Consider the following 17,164-nt stretch of genomic DNA (forward strand, 5'->3'; position numbering starts at 1 on the left):
TTATTCGATCGGTTGACCGTTTTTATCAACTTTTAATTTCACACTTTCTTCTCCCTTGGTAATAGCTAATTCATAGTATTCCGATTTATCCTCCCTGGTTATCCTGTAAGCGTCAGCGATTTTCCACCCTTCATAGGTACCGCTTCTAAGTGCATTTCTCACAGGCTCCGGCAAATCCTCAATTCTTACTGCAACCCGTTCCTGAATTATTTCAAGTTCCTGGTTCTCAAAACTTAAGAATGTCACAGGATTTGCATTTACCACAAAAATAGCTCCCAAAATGAGCCCCGTCAACACACTTTTATATACACTCATACTTTCTTTTTCTAAGGCTACCTGATACCATTATGACGGTATATTAATATTTTCGCTAAAATTCCATGCCAGCACTAAAATCTCATTGAATGGGGTCATTACATAGTGATTGTAGAAATTATTTTCATCGTATCTAAGTGTATATTCTACAATATTACAACTTTTTCCACAAAGTAACTCATCATTTAATAATTTTCATAGCAAGCGGATCCCATTTTACTACTTTTTTGTCAAAATAACTCTTATTACAGGCTAGAACCGGTGCCGCCGCCCTGAATCCGAATATCGGATCTTCAACTGTCCCTACACTTCCTTTTTTTATATTTTCAAAAAAATCTTTAAAATGTTCGGCATGAGAATCTTCGTTGGTCGGTCCTTCAAACTTTACTTCCTTTATTGGTTCTGCTTTACGGGTAGACTCTGGATACTCTTTGTTGTATTTTTCGGCAAATACCTTTTGCTCACTTTCCGCGAAAGTGTTGAAGCTGTCGTAGCCGCCAAAACCCGGAGCCTGAGGTAATTTTTTCTTGGTCAGCACGAGATTGTTTTCCGTAAATTCAATCTGCCCTTCCGTTCCAATAATCCGAGTATTATTAGCTATTGCACCCGCATTAGCAAAATTTACCCGCAGTACCATTTGAAAATTGGCATGAGCCTCGGTTTTAGGATATTCTAATATGGAAACGAGTACATCGGGCACATCGCGGCCGTCTTTCCAATAACTCAGTTCGCCGGACGAGAATATCCGTTCCGGTCCGAGAGAATTTGTGACGAAATGAACACCAGTTATCAAATGGACAAAAAGATCACCTGCGACCCCGGTTCCATAGTCACGATAATTCCGCCACCTGAAAAAGCGTTTGGGGTCAAATGCAACTTTGGGCGCATCCCCCAAAAAGGTATCCCAGTCTAACGTTTGCAGAGACGCGTCTGTTGGAATAGAGTAATTCCACGCACCTATCGCGTTGAAGCGGTCGTTATTGGATTCTACATAATTGATCTCCCCAATGTCGCCCGCCTTAAACATTCGTTTTGCCTCCTTAAAAGAAGCTGAACTAATTCTCTGACTGCCAATTTGCATGGTCTTTCCGGATTTCTTCCAGGCTTCGATCACCGAATTCCCTTCCTCAATATGGTGTACCATTGGCTTTTCGCAATAAACATGCTTCTGTGCTGCCAGTGAGGCCTTAGTGATATGGTCGTGCCAATGATCAGGAGTTACGATAAGCACAGCATCTATGTCCTTTCGTTCGAGAATTTGACGGTAATCCCTTGTCGTAAATATATCTTTACCAAAAACCTCATTGACTCTCTTTCTACGGCCATCGTATAAATCGGCGGCGGCGACGAACTCAACATCCTGAGAACTTCTCAAGGCCGCCCGCGTATCCTGAAATCCCTGGATCCCCATACCGATCGTAGCGAACCGGATCTTGTCATTAGGACTTATTGTCTTTAAGTTCTTAATAATATTGAACGGTTTGGCGACACTTTCGCCGGCCAATACCGTTGAAGCAATCGTCAGCGTTTTGATAAATTTTCGACGGTCTGAACCCATAATGCAGGTTTAAGAGATACTGAAAAATGAACTGAATCCGGTAGCCACAACGGCCAGCCACGGAATAATTTTTGACACGTCAATATACTTAAAATAAGCAAATTCTGGAAAGGAACGCACCTTTTTCCGGCAGAGGGGTTACAATTAATTACTATTTAGTTCGTGTATAAACCTGGGCAACTACAGGCTTTGGTATGTGGAAAATATTCCCTCTCTCGCAATAAAGTGAGATTTCCAATACCTTCAACTACGAAAAGATTACCACATTCCGTCTTCCGAAACTAAATTCGTAGCCGGCACATACGCAACAGATAAACGGATCTGGATTCGAGCCGGGTAGGATCGGCACTGACAAGCCTTTTCGAACCGGTCCATGCATATTATTGGGCACACTTTTGATTACATTCTGGTTAATAATATCAATCTTCATCGGCAGAATTTTGGGATTAAAGAGTTAGCAAATGACAAAGAAAGTTACTAGCCCTGTAATTGTACAGGACGAAATAAGTGAGAGATATTCCTTTCTATCAAAGCTCACGCAAGATGTGATCTGGGACTGGAATTTGGTAGATGGAAGGATTTGGTGGAGCGACACCCTGGCTGATGTTTATGGATATCCGAATGATATCAACTCCTCAAAACCGGATTTTTGGTATAACTGCATTCACCCTGAAGATGTAATACGCGTTCGGGAGAAGCTTCAAACGGAGCTCGCCAAAGGGTTTACAAATTGGACGGATCAATATAAACTCGTGAAGTCTGATGGCACCGCCATGGATGTCAGTAACAAGGGTTATATTATTTATAAAGAGCAGGTTCCGGTTCGGATGGTGGGAGCCATCCAGTACGTGTCAACTACTGGCGGCAGCCATCAGAGCAATCTCTCAAAAATCGAGAAACTTCAGTTCGCAGTTTCATCGGCAGAAATAGGAATTTGGGAACTCGATCCACTAACTCACCATATATCCTGGGATAAAAAGTGCGCTGAACTGTTTGGTTACGAATCCGATGAAAACGTCGATTACGAAAAATCACTTATCCGCGTTCACCCGGATGATCGCGAACGCGTCGATGAGGCTATTCGAAATGTTCTGAAACCAGATTCGGGCGGGCTATATGAAGCGCAGTTCAGAACAGTTGACGGAGACGGCCGGTTATGGAAATGGATTCAATGCCGCGGCAGAGTTACATTTAACGATAAAGGAACAGCTATAGGCTTTATCGGAATTGCCCAGGATATCACAACCCAGGTTAACAACCTCGAAAAAATCCTGCTCGCCGATAACCAGGCCTCTCTGGCAATCGATAGCGCCGCCGCGGGCTCTTTTTTGGTGAATCTCGATAAACAAGACTTTACTTTTTCTCCCGCTTTATCCAAGATTTTGACGGGTGAGGAAAATCCCAACCTATCACGAGAGGCAATATTTAGTCATTTGCATGGCGACGATTACCAAATCAGGGATATTGCGTTTAAAACCGCAGAAGAAACCGGTGAATTATCTTATGAAGCGCGCTATATATGGAACGACAAAAGTGTCCACTGGATCAGGGTGAATGGCAAATATCTGTATGACCGGACAGGAAAACCCGTCAAACTTTCTGGGATAGTTCAGGATATTACCGATCAGGTCAACTATCAAGCTCGCCTGAAAAGTAATGAAGAATATCTTCAAAATATGATCAACAACTCTCCGATCGCGATCGCGCTGCTGAGAGTCCCCGATTTGGTTGTAGAGTCTGCAAATAACACTTTTTTGAAGTTGGTCAATACCGGCGGAAAACTCACAGGAGAGAAAATATCATTGAAGGAATCGGAACATCCTTTTTTAAATGCATCGGAACAGGCGCTGAATAGTGGCGAGACTACGTATATCAAAGAGATGCATTTCGGGATCAGTTGCGGCGAGTCAACGAGGAATGTTTTCTATGATATCACTATTTCTCCCGTTAAAAATGATGTCGGTCAGGTGTCCTGTCTAATCGCGACAGGTAATGAAGTAACCGCTCAGGTTAAAGCGAGGGCCGATCTCGAGGCAAGCGAAAGTCGTTTCAGAACCCTCATTGAAGAGGCTCCGGTTGCGACCACCTTGCTAATAGGCCCCGACCTGATCATCGAACATCCAAACGAAGAAATGTTAGCGCTGTGGAACGTCTCAGATGTTCATGGCAAGCCGCTAAGGGAGGTAACCTTGCAAACCGGAATTCTCGAAACTTTGAATGAGGTATATATCTCGGGAAAGACATTACAGCTGAAAGCCTCACCGGTTCAACTCACAAAAAATGGAGAACCAGGTACCTTCTATTTCGATATCACATATAAGCCGCTACAAAACATTGATGGTCAGACATATGCGATCCTAGAAATGGCCGTCGACGTGACCTCTCAGATAAATGCGATTCAGGAATTGCAAAAAAGTGAGGAACGATATCGACTGCTTGCCAACGATTTGGATTTGAGGGTGCAGGAGCGTACCAACGAATTGCGAAAAATCAATCAGGAGCTGGTTAACTCGAATAGTAACCTTCAGCAGTTCGCTTATGCTGCAAGTCATGATTTACAGGAACCGCTTCGAAAGATCCAGTCTTTCGGTTCAAGACTCAGAAACAGCTATAGTGCTGACCTCGACGGAACCGCCACCTATATACTCGACCGTATGCAGGATGCAAGCAAAAGAATGTCTGCAATGATCGATGATCTGCTGGCATATTCACGTTTGTCGACCCAGGACAGTGAGTTTAGTCCGATCAGCTTAGAAAGTGTTATCAAACAAGTGGTAGCCGACCTGGAAATCGCGATCAGTGAAACAAACGCGTCTATCACCTTTGAAAACCTGCCTGTACTACTTGGCAATGAACGACAATTGCTGCAGCTCTTTCTCAATATTCTGAGTAATGCTCTAAAATATTCTAAAAAAGGCATTCCGGCCCAAATACAAATTCATAACCGTTCCGTTGAGACGACAGAGCTGGAGGGAATTAGTGGTTTACTGCCTGACTATCAATATACCTGTATCGAAGTCACTGACAATGGGATCGGATTTAGTATTGAATATCTCGACAGGATTTTCCAAATGTTTCAACGACTACATGGTCGAAGCGAATACTCGGGTTCGGGCATCGGCCTGGCACTTTGCAAAAAAGTAGTGCAGAATCATCACGGATATATCACAGCCCGAAGTGAACCAAACGTTGGCTCGACTTTTATGATCTATCTCCCGGTAGCTTAGGCAAGCGGGAATGCAAATTGGATTAATGGTGAAGGGTTTAAAGGTTAATAGTCAAGATCTAACCTTATCCCCATTAACCCTTAATCCCTTCCCGCCTTCTACCCGACTCAATGCAGCCAGACATCCTCATATTTCTCAGGATGTTTTTTGAATTGCCCGTGGACATAGGTACACAGCGGGAGAATCATCAGTTTGTGTTCTCTTGCGTGGTTGACTAGAGCCTCGAGTAAAAATCTTGATAGTCCTTTGCCCTCGTACTCCGGGTCGACTTCGGTGTGATATACTGTGATTTTTCCATTGTTGATGGCAACCACCATCTCCCCTATCTTCTGCTGATCGTCTTTGAGAACAAAGGCACCGAGGGATTTTTCGTTTAATTCGAGCGTAACGTCAATCGCATCCATGAAGTTTATGTCAATTTTAAGTTTTAAGCCAAATCTATTATTCCGCCTTCATATGAAAGCAAGGTTCAAATTATGTGTTTTCTGACAACAGTCCAACTTTGGGATACATTACAAGATTTATTTCTTGATACAGACAACCAATCTCGCATCAGCTCTGTCCCCACAATAATAACAGTAACCATTGAATAAGTTGCGCTTGGATTTTGGTGACAACAACACGAACTTTGAAGTACCTATTAAAGAAAAGTTTATTCAAGATGTCCCGAAATATTGTATCTCGGTCAACATAGATGTGACGTTGATAGAACCTTTCTGTCTCAAGTAGGATATTCAGTGGATTACGCTATTTAACAGAACCAGTATTGAGTAACAATCGTTACCTTAAAGGGATTTAACAAAAGTGACATCTGTTAAATCTGATTATATAAAAGATATAAACACACTAGCAATGAGTTCTTTACTAACTGTTAACCAAAGAAACACCAAGCTGAACGGTGCACGGAAGGCAAGGTTAATTATCAACTCTTTTAACCTGATCGTCACGATCAACTTGCTGGGCGGATTCTATCTCATTCTCATTAGCTTCAGACACCTCGCACAAAGCTCAGCTTCCCTCGATTTCATCACCGTTTCCCTCTTCCAGGCAATGATGTTGCTAACCCTCACTGTTGGTGGCCATTTGATCAAAAATTTGGCTGGTAAGAAGTTAGTGGGGATAACACTCTGTATCATTCCTTGGATATTCATTTTTGCCAATTCAGTTTTTGAGCTGTTTAGCTAGTACTTCTGATTGTTTCCTATTTCCTGAGTTTTCGCTGATTTGACCAACCAGCCTGGAGAATTCGCCGTTTTGAAAATTGTCCAGTTATAAAAAGCTTTTTTATTTCGCATGATCCATAAAGTCATTGTTCATTTTTCTGACAAGCTTATCACTGTCCTGCTTTGTTAAATTTTTAATTATCTTGCTGAGAAAGAAACCAATCTCACGTCGTTTCATGCGAAATATTTTTTGGCTTGCCGCATTTGTTGCTCTCACTACATCCTGTTCCACAAAAAAAGCACCTGAGCGAATTGCTGCGAGGGATACCACGATTACCGTCGAAAATTCCTTTACAGAGCTTTTTACCGACTCGGCAAAGCTGACCGATTTCCAGAAAGCCCATCCCGTTTCTGATAGTATTTCCAATAAAATTCAGAGCTTTTATAATCAGCGAAACTATCAGTTTGCGTGGTTCTTCCCAGATGGTATGGCCGATTTTGTCTCAAGCTTTTTGAGTTTGCAGGATGACTATATCCATTATTCTGGAGACAGCAGCCTCTATTCGCCAAAGTTGATTGCTGACGTCGATTCTTTAAAGAAACTTACGCGGGTCAATCCGAACGATCCGCTGATATTAAATACCGAGTTGGAGTTAACACAACATTTCTTTTTATATACGGAAAAGGCTTATGGCGGAGATCAACGTATCAATGTCAAAGAACTTAACTGGTTTATTCCCCGAAAAAAAGTTAATCCCGTTGCCTTTCTGGACTCGTTGCTTAAAAACAAAGGAAATAATCTTGCGCAATATGAACCGGTTAACCGACAGTATAATCTGTTAAAAAAACACCTGCGACGATTTGACAGTCTTCGCACTATGGAGTGGGAGGAAATTCCTTTTAGCAAAAAACTCAAAAAAGACGATTCATCACCGATCATTCCGGATATCAAAAACCGCCTGGTGCAGCTAGGCGACCTGGCAGAAGCCGATTCGACAGAAATATTCAACGCAGATATGGAAGACGCGGTAAAGGTTTTTCAGCAACGTCATGGGTTAACCGCAGACGGGGTTATCGGAGCTGGTTTCATAAGGGAAATCAATGTTCCGGTGCAGCAGCGGATTCGGCAGGTATTGATCAATATGGAGCGGATTCGCTGGATTCCGGCTGCACCATCCACTGATTATCTGCTGGTTAACATCCCCGAATTTAGGCTGCATGTATATGAAGCAGGAAAGCTTTCATTTGATATGAATGTGGTCGTTGGTTCAGAGGCGCACAGCACCGTGATATTCTCGGGGCGATTAAATCAGATTGTTTTTAGCCCTTATTGGAATATTCCACCCAGTATTCTCAAAAATGAAGTGCTCCCCGGAATTCGTAAGAACCCGAATTATCTGGCCCGTCACAATATGGAATGGCATGGAAACTACGTTCGTCAAAAGCCCGGAAAAGCAAACTCGCTGGGTTTGGTAAAGTTTCTGTTTCCAAACAGTTACAATATATATCTCCACGATACCCCATCCAAAAGTCTGTTTGGGGAAACGAACCGTGCTTTTAGTCACGGTTGTATCCGGCTTTCACAACCAACAAAACTCGCAAACTTTCTATTGCGAAAAGACAGTACATGGACCGAAGAAAAAATTCAAACTGCGATGCACTCCGGCAAAGAAAAATATGTAAGGCTGCGTGGAGCCAATGAAATCCCGGTCTTTATTGGATATTTTACCGCATGGGAAGACCAAAACGGGCAGTTGAATTTTCGGAAAGATGTGTACGGACATGACCAGAAAATGGAAGAAAGACTTTTTGGTCAACCCGAAACAATCAGTTTAAAATAGGTTCAATCAGAGTTCCAACGCGGTCTTGATCAACTGAAGTCCCTTGTCGCTATATTTAAGCGTTAATGCCATTTCACGTCCGGGATCGCTCATTTTCGCCCACGTCTTTTTCAATATGCCAACCATTTTGTCATCGCTGTGTTTGGCGATCAGGTCATCATATTGAAACTGCAAAAATACCAGGCAAAGGGCATTTTCCATCGTTTGGACATCAGCGTTCTGCTTGATCTTTTGTTTCAAAACTATCGTTTTTACACCTTCGATCACCGTTTCGTCATATCCCACCCCTGTCAAAATCTGAGCTGCTATATGCGCATGATACTTACTCAGGTCCGACCGCCATTTCAGGTATCCTGCCCTACCGTCATCGTAAGAATTTCTCGCAATTTCCCAGCGGCCGATATGCTGACAACGGGATGCAAGTAAAAGACTTTCGGAAGCTTCGGGATCCAGTTTTTTAACCCACTCTGAAAGTTGCAAAGCGTAAAAATATTCAATTGGATATTCCACATCCTGAAAAACGATATGTCCAGGCGAGCGTTTGTTGTACGCGTCAAACTCGTCGATTGCTTTTGTAAATTTATCCATAGTGAACTTCAATGAGGTACTCTCAGGCAAAACTACCGGAAATGTGTAGAGTGGCAAATTTTTAGCGCCCGAATCTCCAATATACCAATGCCTCTTTCCATTTGTTAAATTTCCTAAAATACAATTCCACTACTAAAATGCTGACTATCTTGCCGTTCCACCCGGCAGCCAGTCTAATATGAAAATCAACATGCGACATTTCTTCCCTTCTTTTTCCATTGTTTGCTTCCTGCTTATTCTCTCGTGCAAGAAGGACGATGCAGAAATCAGAAATACTATCAAAAAGGAAGTGGTAAGCCGAATCGATAACCAGTATTCGGTTGGGACAGTGGTTGTGTTCTTTGAAGGGGGAAAAGAAGAATACTTTTCCTACGGCCAAACAAACACAACTGATAATAAACCGATCACAAAGAAATCCGTCTTCGAAATAGGATCTGTCACCAAAACATTTACGTCCCTCCTGTTAGCTGATCTGGTTGTCAAAGGAAAAATTAAACTTACGGATCCGGTTCAAAAGTATTTGCCGGATTCGGTCCATATCCCGGTTTATAATGAACAAAAAATGACATTTGCAGACCTTGCTTCACATACTTCCGGTCTCCCTCGTACCCCCGATAATTTCCAGCCAAAGGATTGGGCTAATCCATTTGCAGATTACGGAGTCAGCGATATGTATACTTTTCTAAATCATTATAAATTAAGAAGAGAGGTGGGAAAGTATGAATACTCAAATATTGGCGTTGCCCTGCTTGCACACACGCTAACATCAATATCTGGCAAAAGTTATGAGGACATGATCAAGGATATTATTTGCAAACCATTGAATATGAAGGAGACAAGCAGTTCAGCCAAAAGTGCATATCTGACGACGCCGCATCTGGGAAATATTCCGATTTCGCATTGGGATTTAGATGTTTTTGCTGGCGCAGGCGCGATCCGCTCCAATGCCGAGGATCTTTTACAATACGTCAAAGCCGAGATGGGCATATTGCCTACCCATTTGAAATCTGCAATAGAACTGACTCAGAAGCCCTTGCATGATGTTATGCCAAATATGACAGTCGGGCTGGGGTGGCATATCATGAAGAAAAATAGTGACGACATCATCATGCACAGCGGCGCGACGGGTGGCTACCGAACGACCGTCGCCTTCAGCAAAAAGAATAAAAAGGCCATTATTATCCTCAATAATTCTGGCCAATCGACCGATGAGCTGGTTGCTTACTTTTTCGATCCTGCCATTAAATTCCCTTCTTTTAAAAAGGCTATTGCCATTCCTAAAACGGATCTGCAAAAATATGCAGGGCAATACAAGGTTGTTGCAACCAATGATTTTCTGAAAGCAGGGATGCTATTTGAAATAAAACTGATTGATGATAAACTCCATATTCAATTGAACGGCAGTCCGTTTCTTGAATTTCAGGGAGAATCAGACAACCGCTTTTTCTCTAAACAGACAGACGCGGTTATTTCTTTTTCCAAGGACGAAAGAGGGGTAATCGATGGACTGATTTTACATCAATATGGGCAAAAGGTGAATGCCGAAAAATTACCTTGACTGTCAATGCAGACCTTGGCAATATTGCACTGATTTAAAAATTTGAAATAAAAAAACACTACTGACATAGGGCTGTCATTGGGTGGTATTAGTTTTGACCAATCAAATTAATCATCTCAAAAACAATTACTTATGGAAACGCAGATAGCAGGCGTGATCAGCCACGAAGAATTATTAAAACATTGGCAAGGACACCGCGCACTTACCCGCAGAACGATTGACGCATTTCCTGAACAGGAATTGTTTAACCACAGCATAGGCGGTATGCGTACGTTTGCCCAAATGGTGATGGAGCTGTTGGGAATAGGAGCGCCGGGATTAAAGGAAATTGCAACGGGCGTAACCAACACGCTTAACGAGCATTTTTCCGAGATTACAACAAAAGCGCACTTGCTAGAGCACTGGGACAAAGCTTCGGAAGATATTGACCTATACTGGGCACAAATTCCCGCAGAACGTTTTCAGGACGAAGTGGTCACTTTTGGCCAATACAAGGGTACTGTTTGCTCGTCCATTTTTTATTTTATAGACAATGAAATTCACCACAGGGGAGAAGGATTCGTCTATCTGCGTAGCCTGGGAATAGCTCCTCCGTTTTTCTGGGAACGATAAATTTGTTTACCATGTAAACAGGCAGTATAAGTGATTGACCAACAAATAGTTGACACAATCCTGTTTCACACTTAACATAACGCTTCATAGTAGACGGGCACAGAACTGTCCGTCTATTTGTTTGTCAACCAGGCAGTTAACCATCCAGGGACGACTGCCGATAGCATAAAATTTCAGTATTTCATCATAAGGGAAAGTAATTTTCGATCCAGTTTCTGGCCAAACCAGTCCTCATACTCCACATCTGAGCGGTTCGAATTCATTACACCAAAATCGCCTGAGAATTCCCACAGCGCAAAACCGATTCCATTGGATGACAAGATATCCAGTACATCGTTGAACCAGGCGAGAAAAACTGCATGAGGGGTTTTGTTCCAACAGCCGCATTCACCGCAGTGAACACCAACCCCCTTGTTCACCAACTCGATCCAGGGCTTGTAGAACTCTTCCAGCATTTCCCTGCTCAAATACTGCTCTCCCACTTGACCCGGCCACTTAGGCTCTGGCAGATTGCCCGTATCCTTCATCGCCCAAGGCGCCTTATAGTGCGAAATAATTCCCGGATGATACCCCCGGCAACTCTGCGCAATATCCAGATCAGCAAGTTCCGGCGTCACATTAGACCCAACATTATTGCCGTCTGCGATGATCAGGTGCTGTGGATTTTCCTTGCGTATTGCCTCAGATGCAGCCAGAGCTAATTTCCGATATACATTTCCGGGCACCGCACTGCGTTTAGACAGCTGGTCATTCATATCCTCGCGCATACTGGGTTCATTTAGAAGATCGAAACTGATGTTTTTCGAGGATACAGTTTTATAGCGGGCAGCCCACATATTCCAATGAAAACAAAATGCGTCCAGAGCCGCCTGATCTGTCCACAAATTATAAGGTTCGTGAAAACCTGCATTAACACAATACCCCGGAGCACGGTGTAGATTCAGGCTCACATGCAGATTATTTTGATGGGCCATATGCACAAGCTGATCAATTTGATCCACAGCTTTGGGGTCAATTTTATAAACTTCCTCGGGAGTAATATTGCGATTTCTGTCAAACTTCAGATAAGCGGGATATGCCATTGGGATACGCACAAAATTAAAACCCCAATCAGCCATCCATTTCAGCTGATCTGCGGTGGTTCCCTTCCGCTTCCCGATAGGGTCCGGCGAGAAGAAATCCAATAGATTAAACCCTTTCCACTTTGGTAGCTTATTCTTTGCCAGCTGTTCACTAAAAGCCAAAGAAGGCAATATCGAAGCCGACAAGGTCATCAAACCCGCGTCGGTAATAAATTTTCTGCGTTGCATATCCAAAGGTTTTTGTTGTATGAATCAGGAACAAAAACGTTTGCAATAAAAATTATACTCAGTTACCAGTTATTATTTCTGTGAATATAACTACATAAAGTTTCACATTTCAGGCAGTCTTATGCGTTTTTCTTTATGTTTGTAATCAGTTCAAAACGACCAATCTGGGCAAATTAAACGCTGAGTTCAGAGCGTCGAACGCAGAGTTCCGCGGTTACATAAATACTGCGCGCAACCCTGCGACAAAACTCATTTAACCATGCGTTCAAGAACAATTATTCAGTAGAACAATATGTGTACAGAGGTTCGAATCAGAGAATATCGCATTGACGATAAAAAAGCCATCCTGAATCTTCTCAGGTTAAACACGCCCACATTTTTTTCAGAAGAAGAAGAAAATGATCTGATTCATTATCTGGACAATGAAATTGAGTATTACTATGTCATCGAGAAAGCCGACCAAATTATCGGTTGCGGAGGATTCAACTTCGCAGATAATAATACCAAAGCCAAAATAAGCTGGGATATATTGCACCCTGATCATCAGGGAATGTCGCTAGGAAGTTCACTACTGAAATTTCGAATAACAAAAATAAATGAATTAGATATCACCAAAAATATTGTCGTCCGAACGTCACAATTGGTTTACATGTTTTATGAGAAAAATGGATTTGAATTGGTAAATATTGTGAAAGATTATTGGGCGAAAGGATTCGACCTTTATGAAATGAAGTATGTAAAATAGGAATACAATTTTTTAAATCACTCCAACCTTCCTGCTCAACGCGATGCTTAAAATCCACCACCTCCGGAATGCCACAATGGTTATTGAAACGGAATCAGTCACCTTGCTCGTTGATCCGATGATTGGACCGGTCGGGACCATTCCAACTTTTACCTTCTTACGGTTTAAGCCAAGACGAAATCCTATTGTGGCAATGCCTGATTCCAGTCGGTCAATTTTGGAAAAGGTAACGCATTGTTTGATCACTCATCAGCACCCCGATCATATCGATGGAGAGGGTGAGCGGTTTCTGCAAGAGCGACAGATTCCGGTCACTTGCAGTGTCAAAGATGAGAACGATTTCAAGAAAAAGGGCCATAATATTGTTCAGTCAGTCGAATATTGGCAGAAAAGCGAATTTTTGGGTGGCACCATTGAGGGCATTCCGGCTCGTCACGGATATGGATTTGTTGCCAGGCCTATGGGAAATGTGATGGGCTATTATGTCGAGTTACTCAACCAGCCGTCTATTTATCTGAGTAGTGATACCATATATACCGACGCGGTAGATAAGGTTCTGAACACATATCAGCCGGCTATCAGTGTCGCTGCCTGCGGTACTGCGCAACTTGACATCTTTCAGCCACTTCTCATGAGAATGGATGATATCGTCAAATTTGCAGAAAACGCTCCCGGGCAGGTTATCGCGAATCATATGGAAGCTGTCAACCACTGCCCTACCACCCGGCTTCAGTTGAAAAGTGAATTAGCAAAGAGAAATTTGTTGTCTAAAGTTTTTGTACCTGACGACGGGGAGGTGATAGATTTCGGGTGAATTTATCCTGCCAGGTCAATCACTTAGAATAATAACATATTCTCAAAAAATATCTCTCAGATAAATTGTTTATGGGTTGAAACTAAACGCTGACAGCTAATTGCTACCGGCTCAATAATACCTACCCACAAACTTATTTTCTACGATCATCTTTTTCATTTTCTGAGGATCAATCGGACCTTGATTGGCGTAAACGATTTTCCCTCCCGGCTCTACCAATATCGTATATGGAAGTGCGCCCTGCCATTTTGGATCTACTGCTTCTATGAGCTTGTACTTGTCTTCGCTGTTGAAGATATAGTTTTTGTTGCTGGCGAACTTGCCCTGCAGAAACTTCAACGCCTTATCTTTTTTATCAGGCACATCCGCGCTGATTGATATAAACTCAAAGTCCCGACCACGATACATGTGATGCATTTCCATAAAATCGGGAAACTCGGTCACACATGGACCACACCACGTTGCCCACACATTGATCAATCTCAGCTTGTCGCTTTTGTTTTGAATTAACTCTTTCAACCCGCTTTCCGTGATAGTCTCTAACGAAACCGGTTCTTTGGCCCATCCTGCATGCTCTTTCTGCACGCCCAACTCCTTGTCACCCCATTTTACTGAACAGCCGAATGTCTTGGTCGTCGGCACAGAAACCGGCTTGCCAGCCACCATTTCCTTCAATGCATTATAGGCATCGGTGCTTTTTGGGGTACCTGACGGCTTCTCAACATCATCGATTCTGCCATTATATCTTAACTTGCGATCTTTGTCAAAAATGAAAATATGAGGGGTGGCGATAGGTCCATATGCAATGGATGTTTTCTGAGTATCGCCGTCAAACAGATAGGGAAAGTTATAACTCATATCCTTCGCCCGGATTTGCATATCCTCATATGTGTCGCTCAAGTCAGTATAACCCAATTCATCCAGACGAATTGCTTTTGGGTCATTCGGTGAAATAGCGACAACAGCCACGCCACTCGATTTAAAGTCTGCCGCCAGTTTTTTAACACGACCTTCATAGGCCTGCGCCGTCGGGCAATGGTTACATGTAAAAACAATCGCCAGGATTTTGGACGCCGCAAACGACTTCAAAGAATAGGTTTTTCCATCCACACCTTTTAGGCTAAAATCAGGCGCAGCAGCACCAATTGCGAGAGGTTCAGGGTGCTGGGCGAAAGACCCGGCATGAAAGAATAGAACGAAAACAAGCGTCAGGACGATCAGATTGCAATTTCTTTTCATAATTCCATTCTTATTTGTGAGTGAGATTTGTAGTCAAAACGCGGTGTTAAAAGAGTTTCTCGCAGAGTTGCGCTGTTTTATAAGCCTACGTATACAGGCGATGAACCCGTTTTAACTCAGTGTTTAAATCAAATAAAAAAAAGGAAATTTTACAAAAATCTACTTTCAATCTTATTTTTCTGTTGCCTAAAATCGAATAATCTCGAAATACAGTGGATTAAGTCCATTGCGCCACCACCCACTTTTATATGAAAATTCGACTTAGAAAACGTGCGACAAGTCATATATTTGTACTCATAATCCCACTTTATCTTTACTCTTTGATACACTGATGTCAGGTAGTATCCTTTTCCGGTTAGTTGTTCTGCTAGGTGTGAACTTTGTCTTTTTTTCATGCTTTATCAAACGACTTCCCGCGCCAATAGACAATACGGATACCACAGGAACAGTTGATCCTGACAATCCTTCTGATCCGAGACCAATTACGCCCATCAAACTCGATACTAATCAGCTCAGCAAAACAGACTCTATACTGGCTCTTAGCCCGCGTTTCGGAGCTACCGATTTGTTCCAAAATATTGAAAATCAGACCGGTCAGTTTGGGGAAGGCATGGATTATCTAAACAAGAATATAAGCCTGACCTATTCGTTTGTAGCTCCAGCAAACGATACGCTCAAGCTTCGGCCTTTTGTGTTAATGTTGCATGAGGGAGCCTTGATATATGGAAGCCTTAACAGTGAAATGGGGAAAGCCACGAGGTTGGCAAGGAGGGGATATGCGGCGGCGGCTATCAACTATCGTGTGGGATTTACGGGTGGCAGCGAATCTTTTGCCTGTGGTGGGCGGCAGGAAGATATCGTTCGGGCATTGTACAGAGCCGTTCAGGATACCTATAAAGCACTTGATTATTTTCTGATCAATCAACAAAAATTCGGCATCGATTCTTCGCAGATCGTGCTGGCGGGCAGCAGCTCAGGTGGAATGACGGTCAGCGCGTTTGCCTATATGACAGAAGCGGATTTCGAAGCGCTCAACCCCGGGATTGTCAAGGCACTGGGCTCGCTTGATCCCAACAACACTTCCAAAAAATTTAAATTACGTGCTATTCTGACCTCTTTGGGATATGCGCTGTTCAAAGATTCATATATCAAATCAACCAATGTAAGACCTACATTATTTTTCCAACGAACTGGCGACAATGTGCTGGCATATCAGCAAGGCCCACTTTTCGGCTGCCCGGGCTATCTGACCGCATACGGCGCGGGGCCAGTTTCGGGTAGAATCAGAAACCTTAAATATCCTTACGAGCTCAACTACGAAAACGAACCAAATCACGCTATTGGCTATCCGGAAGAATATGTTGTAGAACGATACGCAACGTTTATTCAACGACTGTGGAAGAAGGACTGGCGACAGGTCGTCAATGACAAATATAAGGTAGTAACTGATGTGGCTCTGAGGTAAAACAATACTCCGCCATTTTGGAGAAACTACTTTATTGGGTTTACCTCTTTTCAAATTAGAAACTGGATATTACTGTTCTGAAATATGTTATAGTGAAATCAACCTCTTACTACATTAATATTATATCAATCTTGAGCTGAGACTCTTGCTAACCTTCGGATTTCTCCTACACTTTGGTACAGCTAAAATTCTAATGCATCCAACACTATATTGGCTAAATTAAACAAGGGCATTAACGCGATGCACGTGAGGCATACCGCCAGGTGAAACTAGCACCTACCGTTTCACCTTTTAGAATCAGGCACTTTTGAGCTATGATCTGACCCCCCTTCCATTCGGCGGTGTATTATTTACCTGCAATCTTCCATATAGATGAAGATACCTCTTCCTAACCCACCGGACTGCAAGTACCCAATTCATTTTTAGGACTCACAGTAAATTAAGACTTTCCGGGCAACTTCTTTTCTCCTCCACCTCATATTTCTGCTACAATAAATTAGTGAGATGTTAATATAGTATGTAATAATATCAACACACCATAGGCAATAATCGTATTATAATTCAAATTTTACACAAGAAAATACCAGTCTAAAATCACAAAGTCCTTTTCCAGAAATCTTCATCAATTGCCTGCGTTGCTTGCTGCCATCAACGTGGTACAGGCTCTCGTAGACTTATTTCGATAAAATTTTCACGTTCGTCATCCTAAACCTCACGCCTATGGCATAT

14 protein-coding genes are annotated in these 17,164 nt (G+C 42.6%); 8 read left to right on the plus strand and 6 right to left on the minus strand.

What is annotated here, in order from left to right; translation table 11 throughout:
• Entirely contained in the window at window positions 1-315 is a 315-nt protein-coding gene (locus AC1XUD_RS23630; protein ID WP_483363503.1) for a hypothetical protein, read from the minus strand.
• Window positions 316-496: 181 nt separating this feature from the next.
• The gene (locus AC1XUD_RS23635) at window positions 497-1,873 is read right to left on the minus strand and encodes a Gfo/Idh/MocA family protein (RefSeq protein ID WP_483363504.1); all 1,377 of its coding nucleotides are present in this window, start codon (window positions 1,871-1,873) and stop codon (window positions 497-499) included.
• A gap of 461 nt (window positions 1,874-2,334) precedes the next feature.
• On the opposite strand from AC1XUD_RS23635, the gene AC1XUD_RS23640 reads away from it, so the two are divergent.
• Window positions 2,335-5,100 (plus strand): PAS domain-containing protein, encoded by a 2,766-nt coding sequence (locus AC1XUD_RS23640; protein ID WP_483363505.1) that lies wholly within the window; start codon window positions 2,335-2,337, stop codon window positions 5,098-5,100.
• Between the two features lie 107 nt (window positions 5,101-5,207).
• Here the strand turns inward: AC1XUD_RS23640 and AC1XUD_RS23645 are convergent, their stop codons facing one another.
• Complete coding sequence (locus AC1XUD_RS23645) at window positions 5,208-5,504, minus strand: GNAT family N-acetyltransferase (RefSeq protein WP_483363506.1); 297 nt, start codon at window positions 5,502-5,504, stop codon at window positions 5,208-5,210.
• Between the two features lie 448 nt (window positions 5,505-5,952).
• Here AC1XUD_RS23645 and AC1XUD_RS23650 point away from each other — a divergent pair, with 448 nt between their 5' ends.
• On the plus strand, window positions 5,953-6,285 hold the full coding sequence (locus AC1XUD_RS23650; protein WP_483363507.1) for a hypothetical protein: 333 nt from the start codon (window positions 5,953-5,955) through the stop codon (window positions 6,283-6,285).
• A gap of 214 nt (window positions 6,286-6,499) precedes the next feature.
• Window positions 6,500-8,104, plus strand: coding sequence for a L,D-transpeptidase family protein (locus AC1XUD_RS23655; protein WP_483363508.1), 1,605 nt, complete (start codon window positions 6,500-6,502; stop codon window positions 8,102-8,104).
• Between the two features lie 6 nt (window positions 8,105-8,110).
• Here the strand turns inward: AC1XUD_RS23655 and AC1XUD_RS23660 are convergent, their stop codons facing one another.
• On the minus strand, window positions 8,111-8,692 hold the full coding sequence (locus tag AC1XUD_RS23660; protein ID WP_483363509.1) for a DUF4202 domain-containing protein: 582 nt from the start codon (window positions 8,690-8,692) through the stop codon (window positions 8,111-8,113).
• Window positions 8,693-8,870: 178 nt separating this feature from the next.
• Between AC1XUD_RS23660 and AC1XUD_RS23665 the strand changes: the two genes are divergently transcribed.
• Window positions 8,871-10,250, plus strand: coding sequence for a serine hydrolase (locus AC1XUD_RS23665; RefSeq protein WP_483363510.1), 1,380 nt, complete (start codon window positions 8,871-8,873; stop codon window positions 10,248-10,250).
• Window positions 10,251-10,382: 132 nt separating this feature from the next.
• Window positions 10,383-10,862, plus strand: coding sequence for a DinB family protein (locus AC1XUD_RS23670; RefSeq protein WP_483363511.1), 480 nt, complete (start codon window positions 10,383-10,385; stop codon window positions 10,860-10,862).
• 173 nt (window positions 10,863-11,035) lie between these two features.
• Here AC1XUD_RS23670 and AC1XUD_RS23675 read toward each other — a convergent pair whose 3' ends face one another.
• Window positions 11,036-12,172, minus strand: coding sequence for a glycoside hydrolase family 5 protein (locus AC1XUD_RS23675; RefSeq protein WP_483363512.1), 1,137 nt, complete (start codon window positions 12,170-12,172; stop codon window positions 11,036-11,038).
• Window positions 12,173-12,464: 292 nt separating this feature from the next.
• Here AC1XUD_RS23675 and AC1XUD_RS23680 point away from each other — a divergent pair, with 292 nt between their 5' ends.
• Both AC1XUD_RS23680 and AC1XUD_RS23685 read left to right on the plus strand, forming a co-directional pair.
• Window positions 12,465-12,917 (plus strand): GNAT family N-acetyltransferase, encoded by a 453-nt coding sequence (locus tag AC1XUD_RS23680; protein ID WP_483363513.1) that lies wholly within the window; start codon window positions 12,465-12,467, stop codon window positions 12,915-12,917.
• A 43-nt stretch (window positions 12,918-12,960) separates the two neighbouring features.
• Entirely contained in the window at window positions 12,961-13,731 is a 771-nt protein-coding gene (locus AC1XUD_RS23685; RefSeq protein WP_483363514.1) for an MBL fold metallo-hydrolase, read from the plus strand.
• Between the two features lie 111 nt (window positions 13,732-13,842).
• Here the strand turns inward: AC1XUD_RS23685 and AC1XUD_RS23690 are convergent, their stop codons facing one another.
• Window positions 13,843-14,970 carry a redoxin domain-containing protein gene (locus AC1XUD_RS23690; protein WP_483363515.1) on the minus strand — a complete coding sequence of 376 codons (1,128 nt, stop codon included), beginning with the start codon at window positions 14,968-14,970 and terminating at the stop codon, window positions 13,843-13,845.
• Window positions 14,971-15,301: 331 nt separating this feature from the next.
• On the opposite strand from AC1XUD_RS23690, the gene AC1XUD_RS23695 reads away from it, so the two are divergent.
• A complete protein-coding gene (locus AC1XUD_RS23695) occupies window positions 15,302-16,435 on the plus strand; it encodes an alpha/beta hydrolase fold domain-containing protein (protein WP_483363516.1) in 1,134 nt (377 codons plus the stop codon).
• Window positions 16,436-17,164: the final 729 nt, after the last annotated feature.

The organism is Dyadobacter sp. HNCC25DJ184 (assembly GCF_056895215.1).

Coding starts and splice junctions, on each gene's coding strand:
- AC1XUD_RS23630 (WP_483363503.1), bottom strand. CDS start 315: ATGAGTGTATATAAAAGTGTGTTGACGGGGCTCATTTTGGGAGCTATT.
- AC1XUD_RS23635 (WP_483363504.1), bottom strand. CDS start 1,873: ATGGGTTCAGACCGTCGAAAATTTATCAAAACGCTGACGATTGCTTCA.
- AC1XUD_RS23640 (WP_483363505.1), top strand. CDS start 2,335: ATGACAAAGAAAGTTACTAGCCCTGTAATTGTACAGGACGAAATAAGT.
- AC1XUD_RS23645 (WP_483363506.1), bottom strand. CDS start 5,504: ATGGATGCGATTGACGTTACGCTCGAATTAAACGAAAAATCCCTCGGT.
- AC1XUD_RS23650 (WP_483363507.1), top strand. CDS start 5,953: ATGAGTTCTTTACTAACTGTTAACCAAAGAAACACCAAGCTGAACGGT.
- AC1XUD_RS23655 (WP_483363508.1), top strand. CDS start 6,500: ATGCGAAATATTTTTTGGCTTGCCGCATTTGTTGCTCTCACTACATCC.
- AC1XUD_RS23660 (WP_483363509.1), bottom strand. CDS start 8,692: ATGGATAAATTTACAAAAGCAATCGACGAGTTTGACGCGTACAACAAA.
- AC1XUD_RS23665 (WP_483363510.1), top strand. CDS start 8,871: ATGAAAATCAACATGCGACATTTCTTCCCTTCTTTTTCCATTGTTTGC.
- AC1XUD_RS23670 (WP_483363511.1), top strand. CDS start 10,383: ATGGAAACGCAGATAGCAGGCGTGATCAGCCACGAAGAATTATTAAAA.
- AC1XUD_RS23675 (WP_483363512.1), bottom strand. CDS start 12,172: ATGCAACGCAGAAAATTTATTACCGACGCGGGTTTGATGACCTTGTCG.
- AC1XUD_RS23680 (WP_483363513.1), top strand. CDS start 12,465: ATGTGTACAGAGGTTCGAATCAGAGAATATCGCATTGACGATAAAAAA.
- AC1XUD_RS23685 (WP_483363514.1), top strand. CDS start 12,961: ATGCTTAAAATCCACCACCTCCGGAATGCCACAATGGTTATTGAAACG.
- AC1XUD_RS23690 (WP_483363515.1), bottom strand. CDS start 14,970: ATGAAAAGAAATTGCAATCTGATCGTCCTGACGCTTGTTTTCGTTCTA.
- AC1XUD_RS23695 (WP_483363516.1), top strand. CDS start 15,302: ATGTCAGGTAGTATCCTTTTCCGGTTAGTTGTTCTGCTAGGTGTGAAC.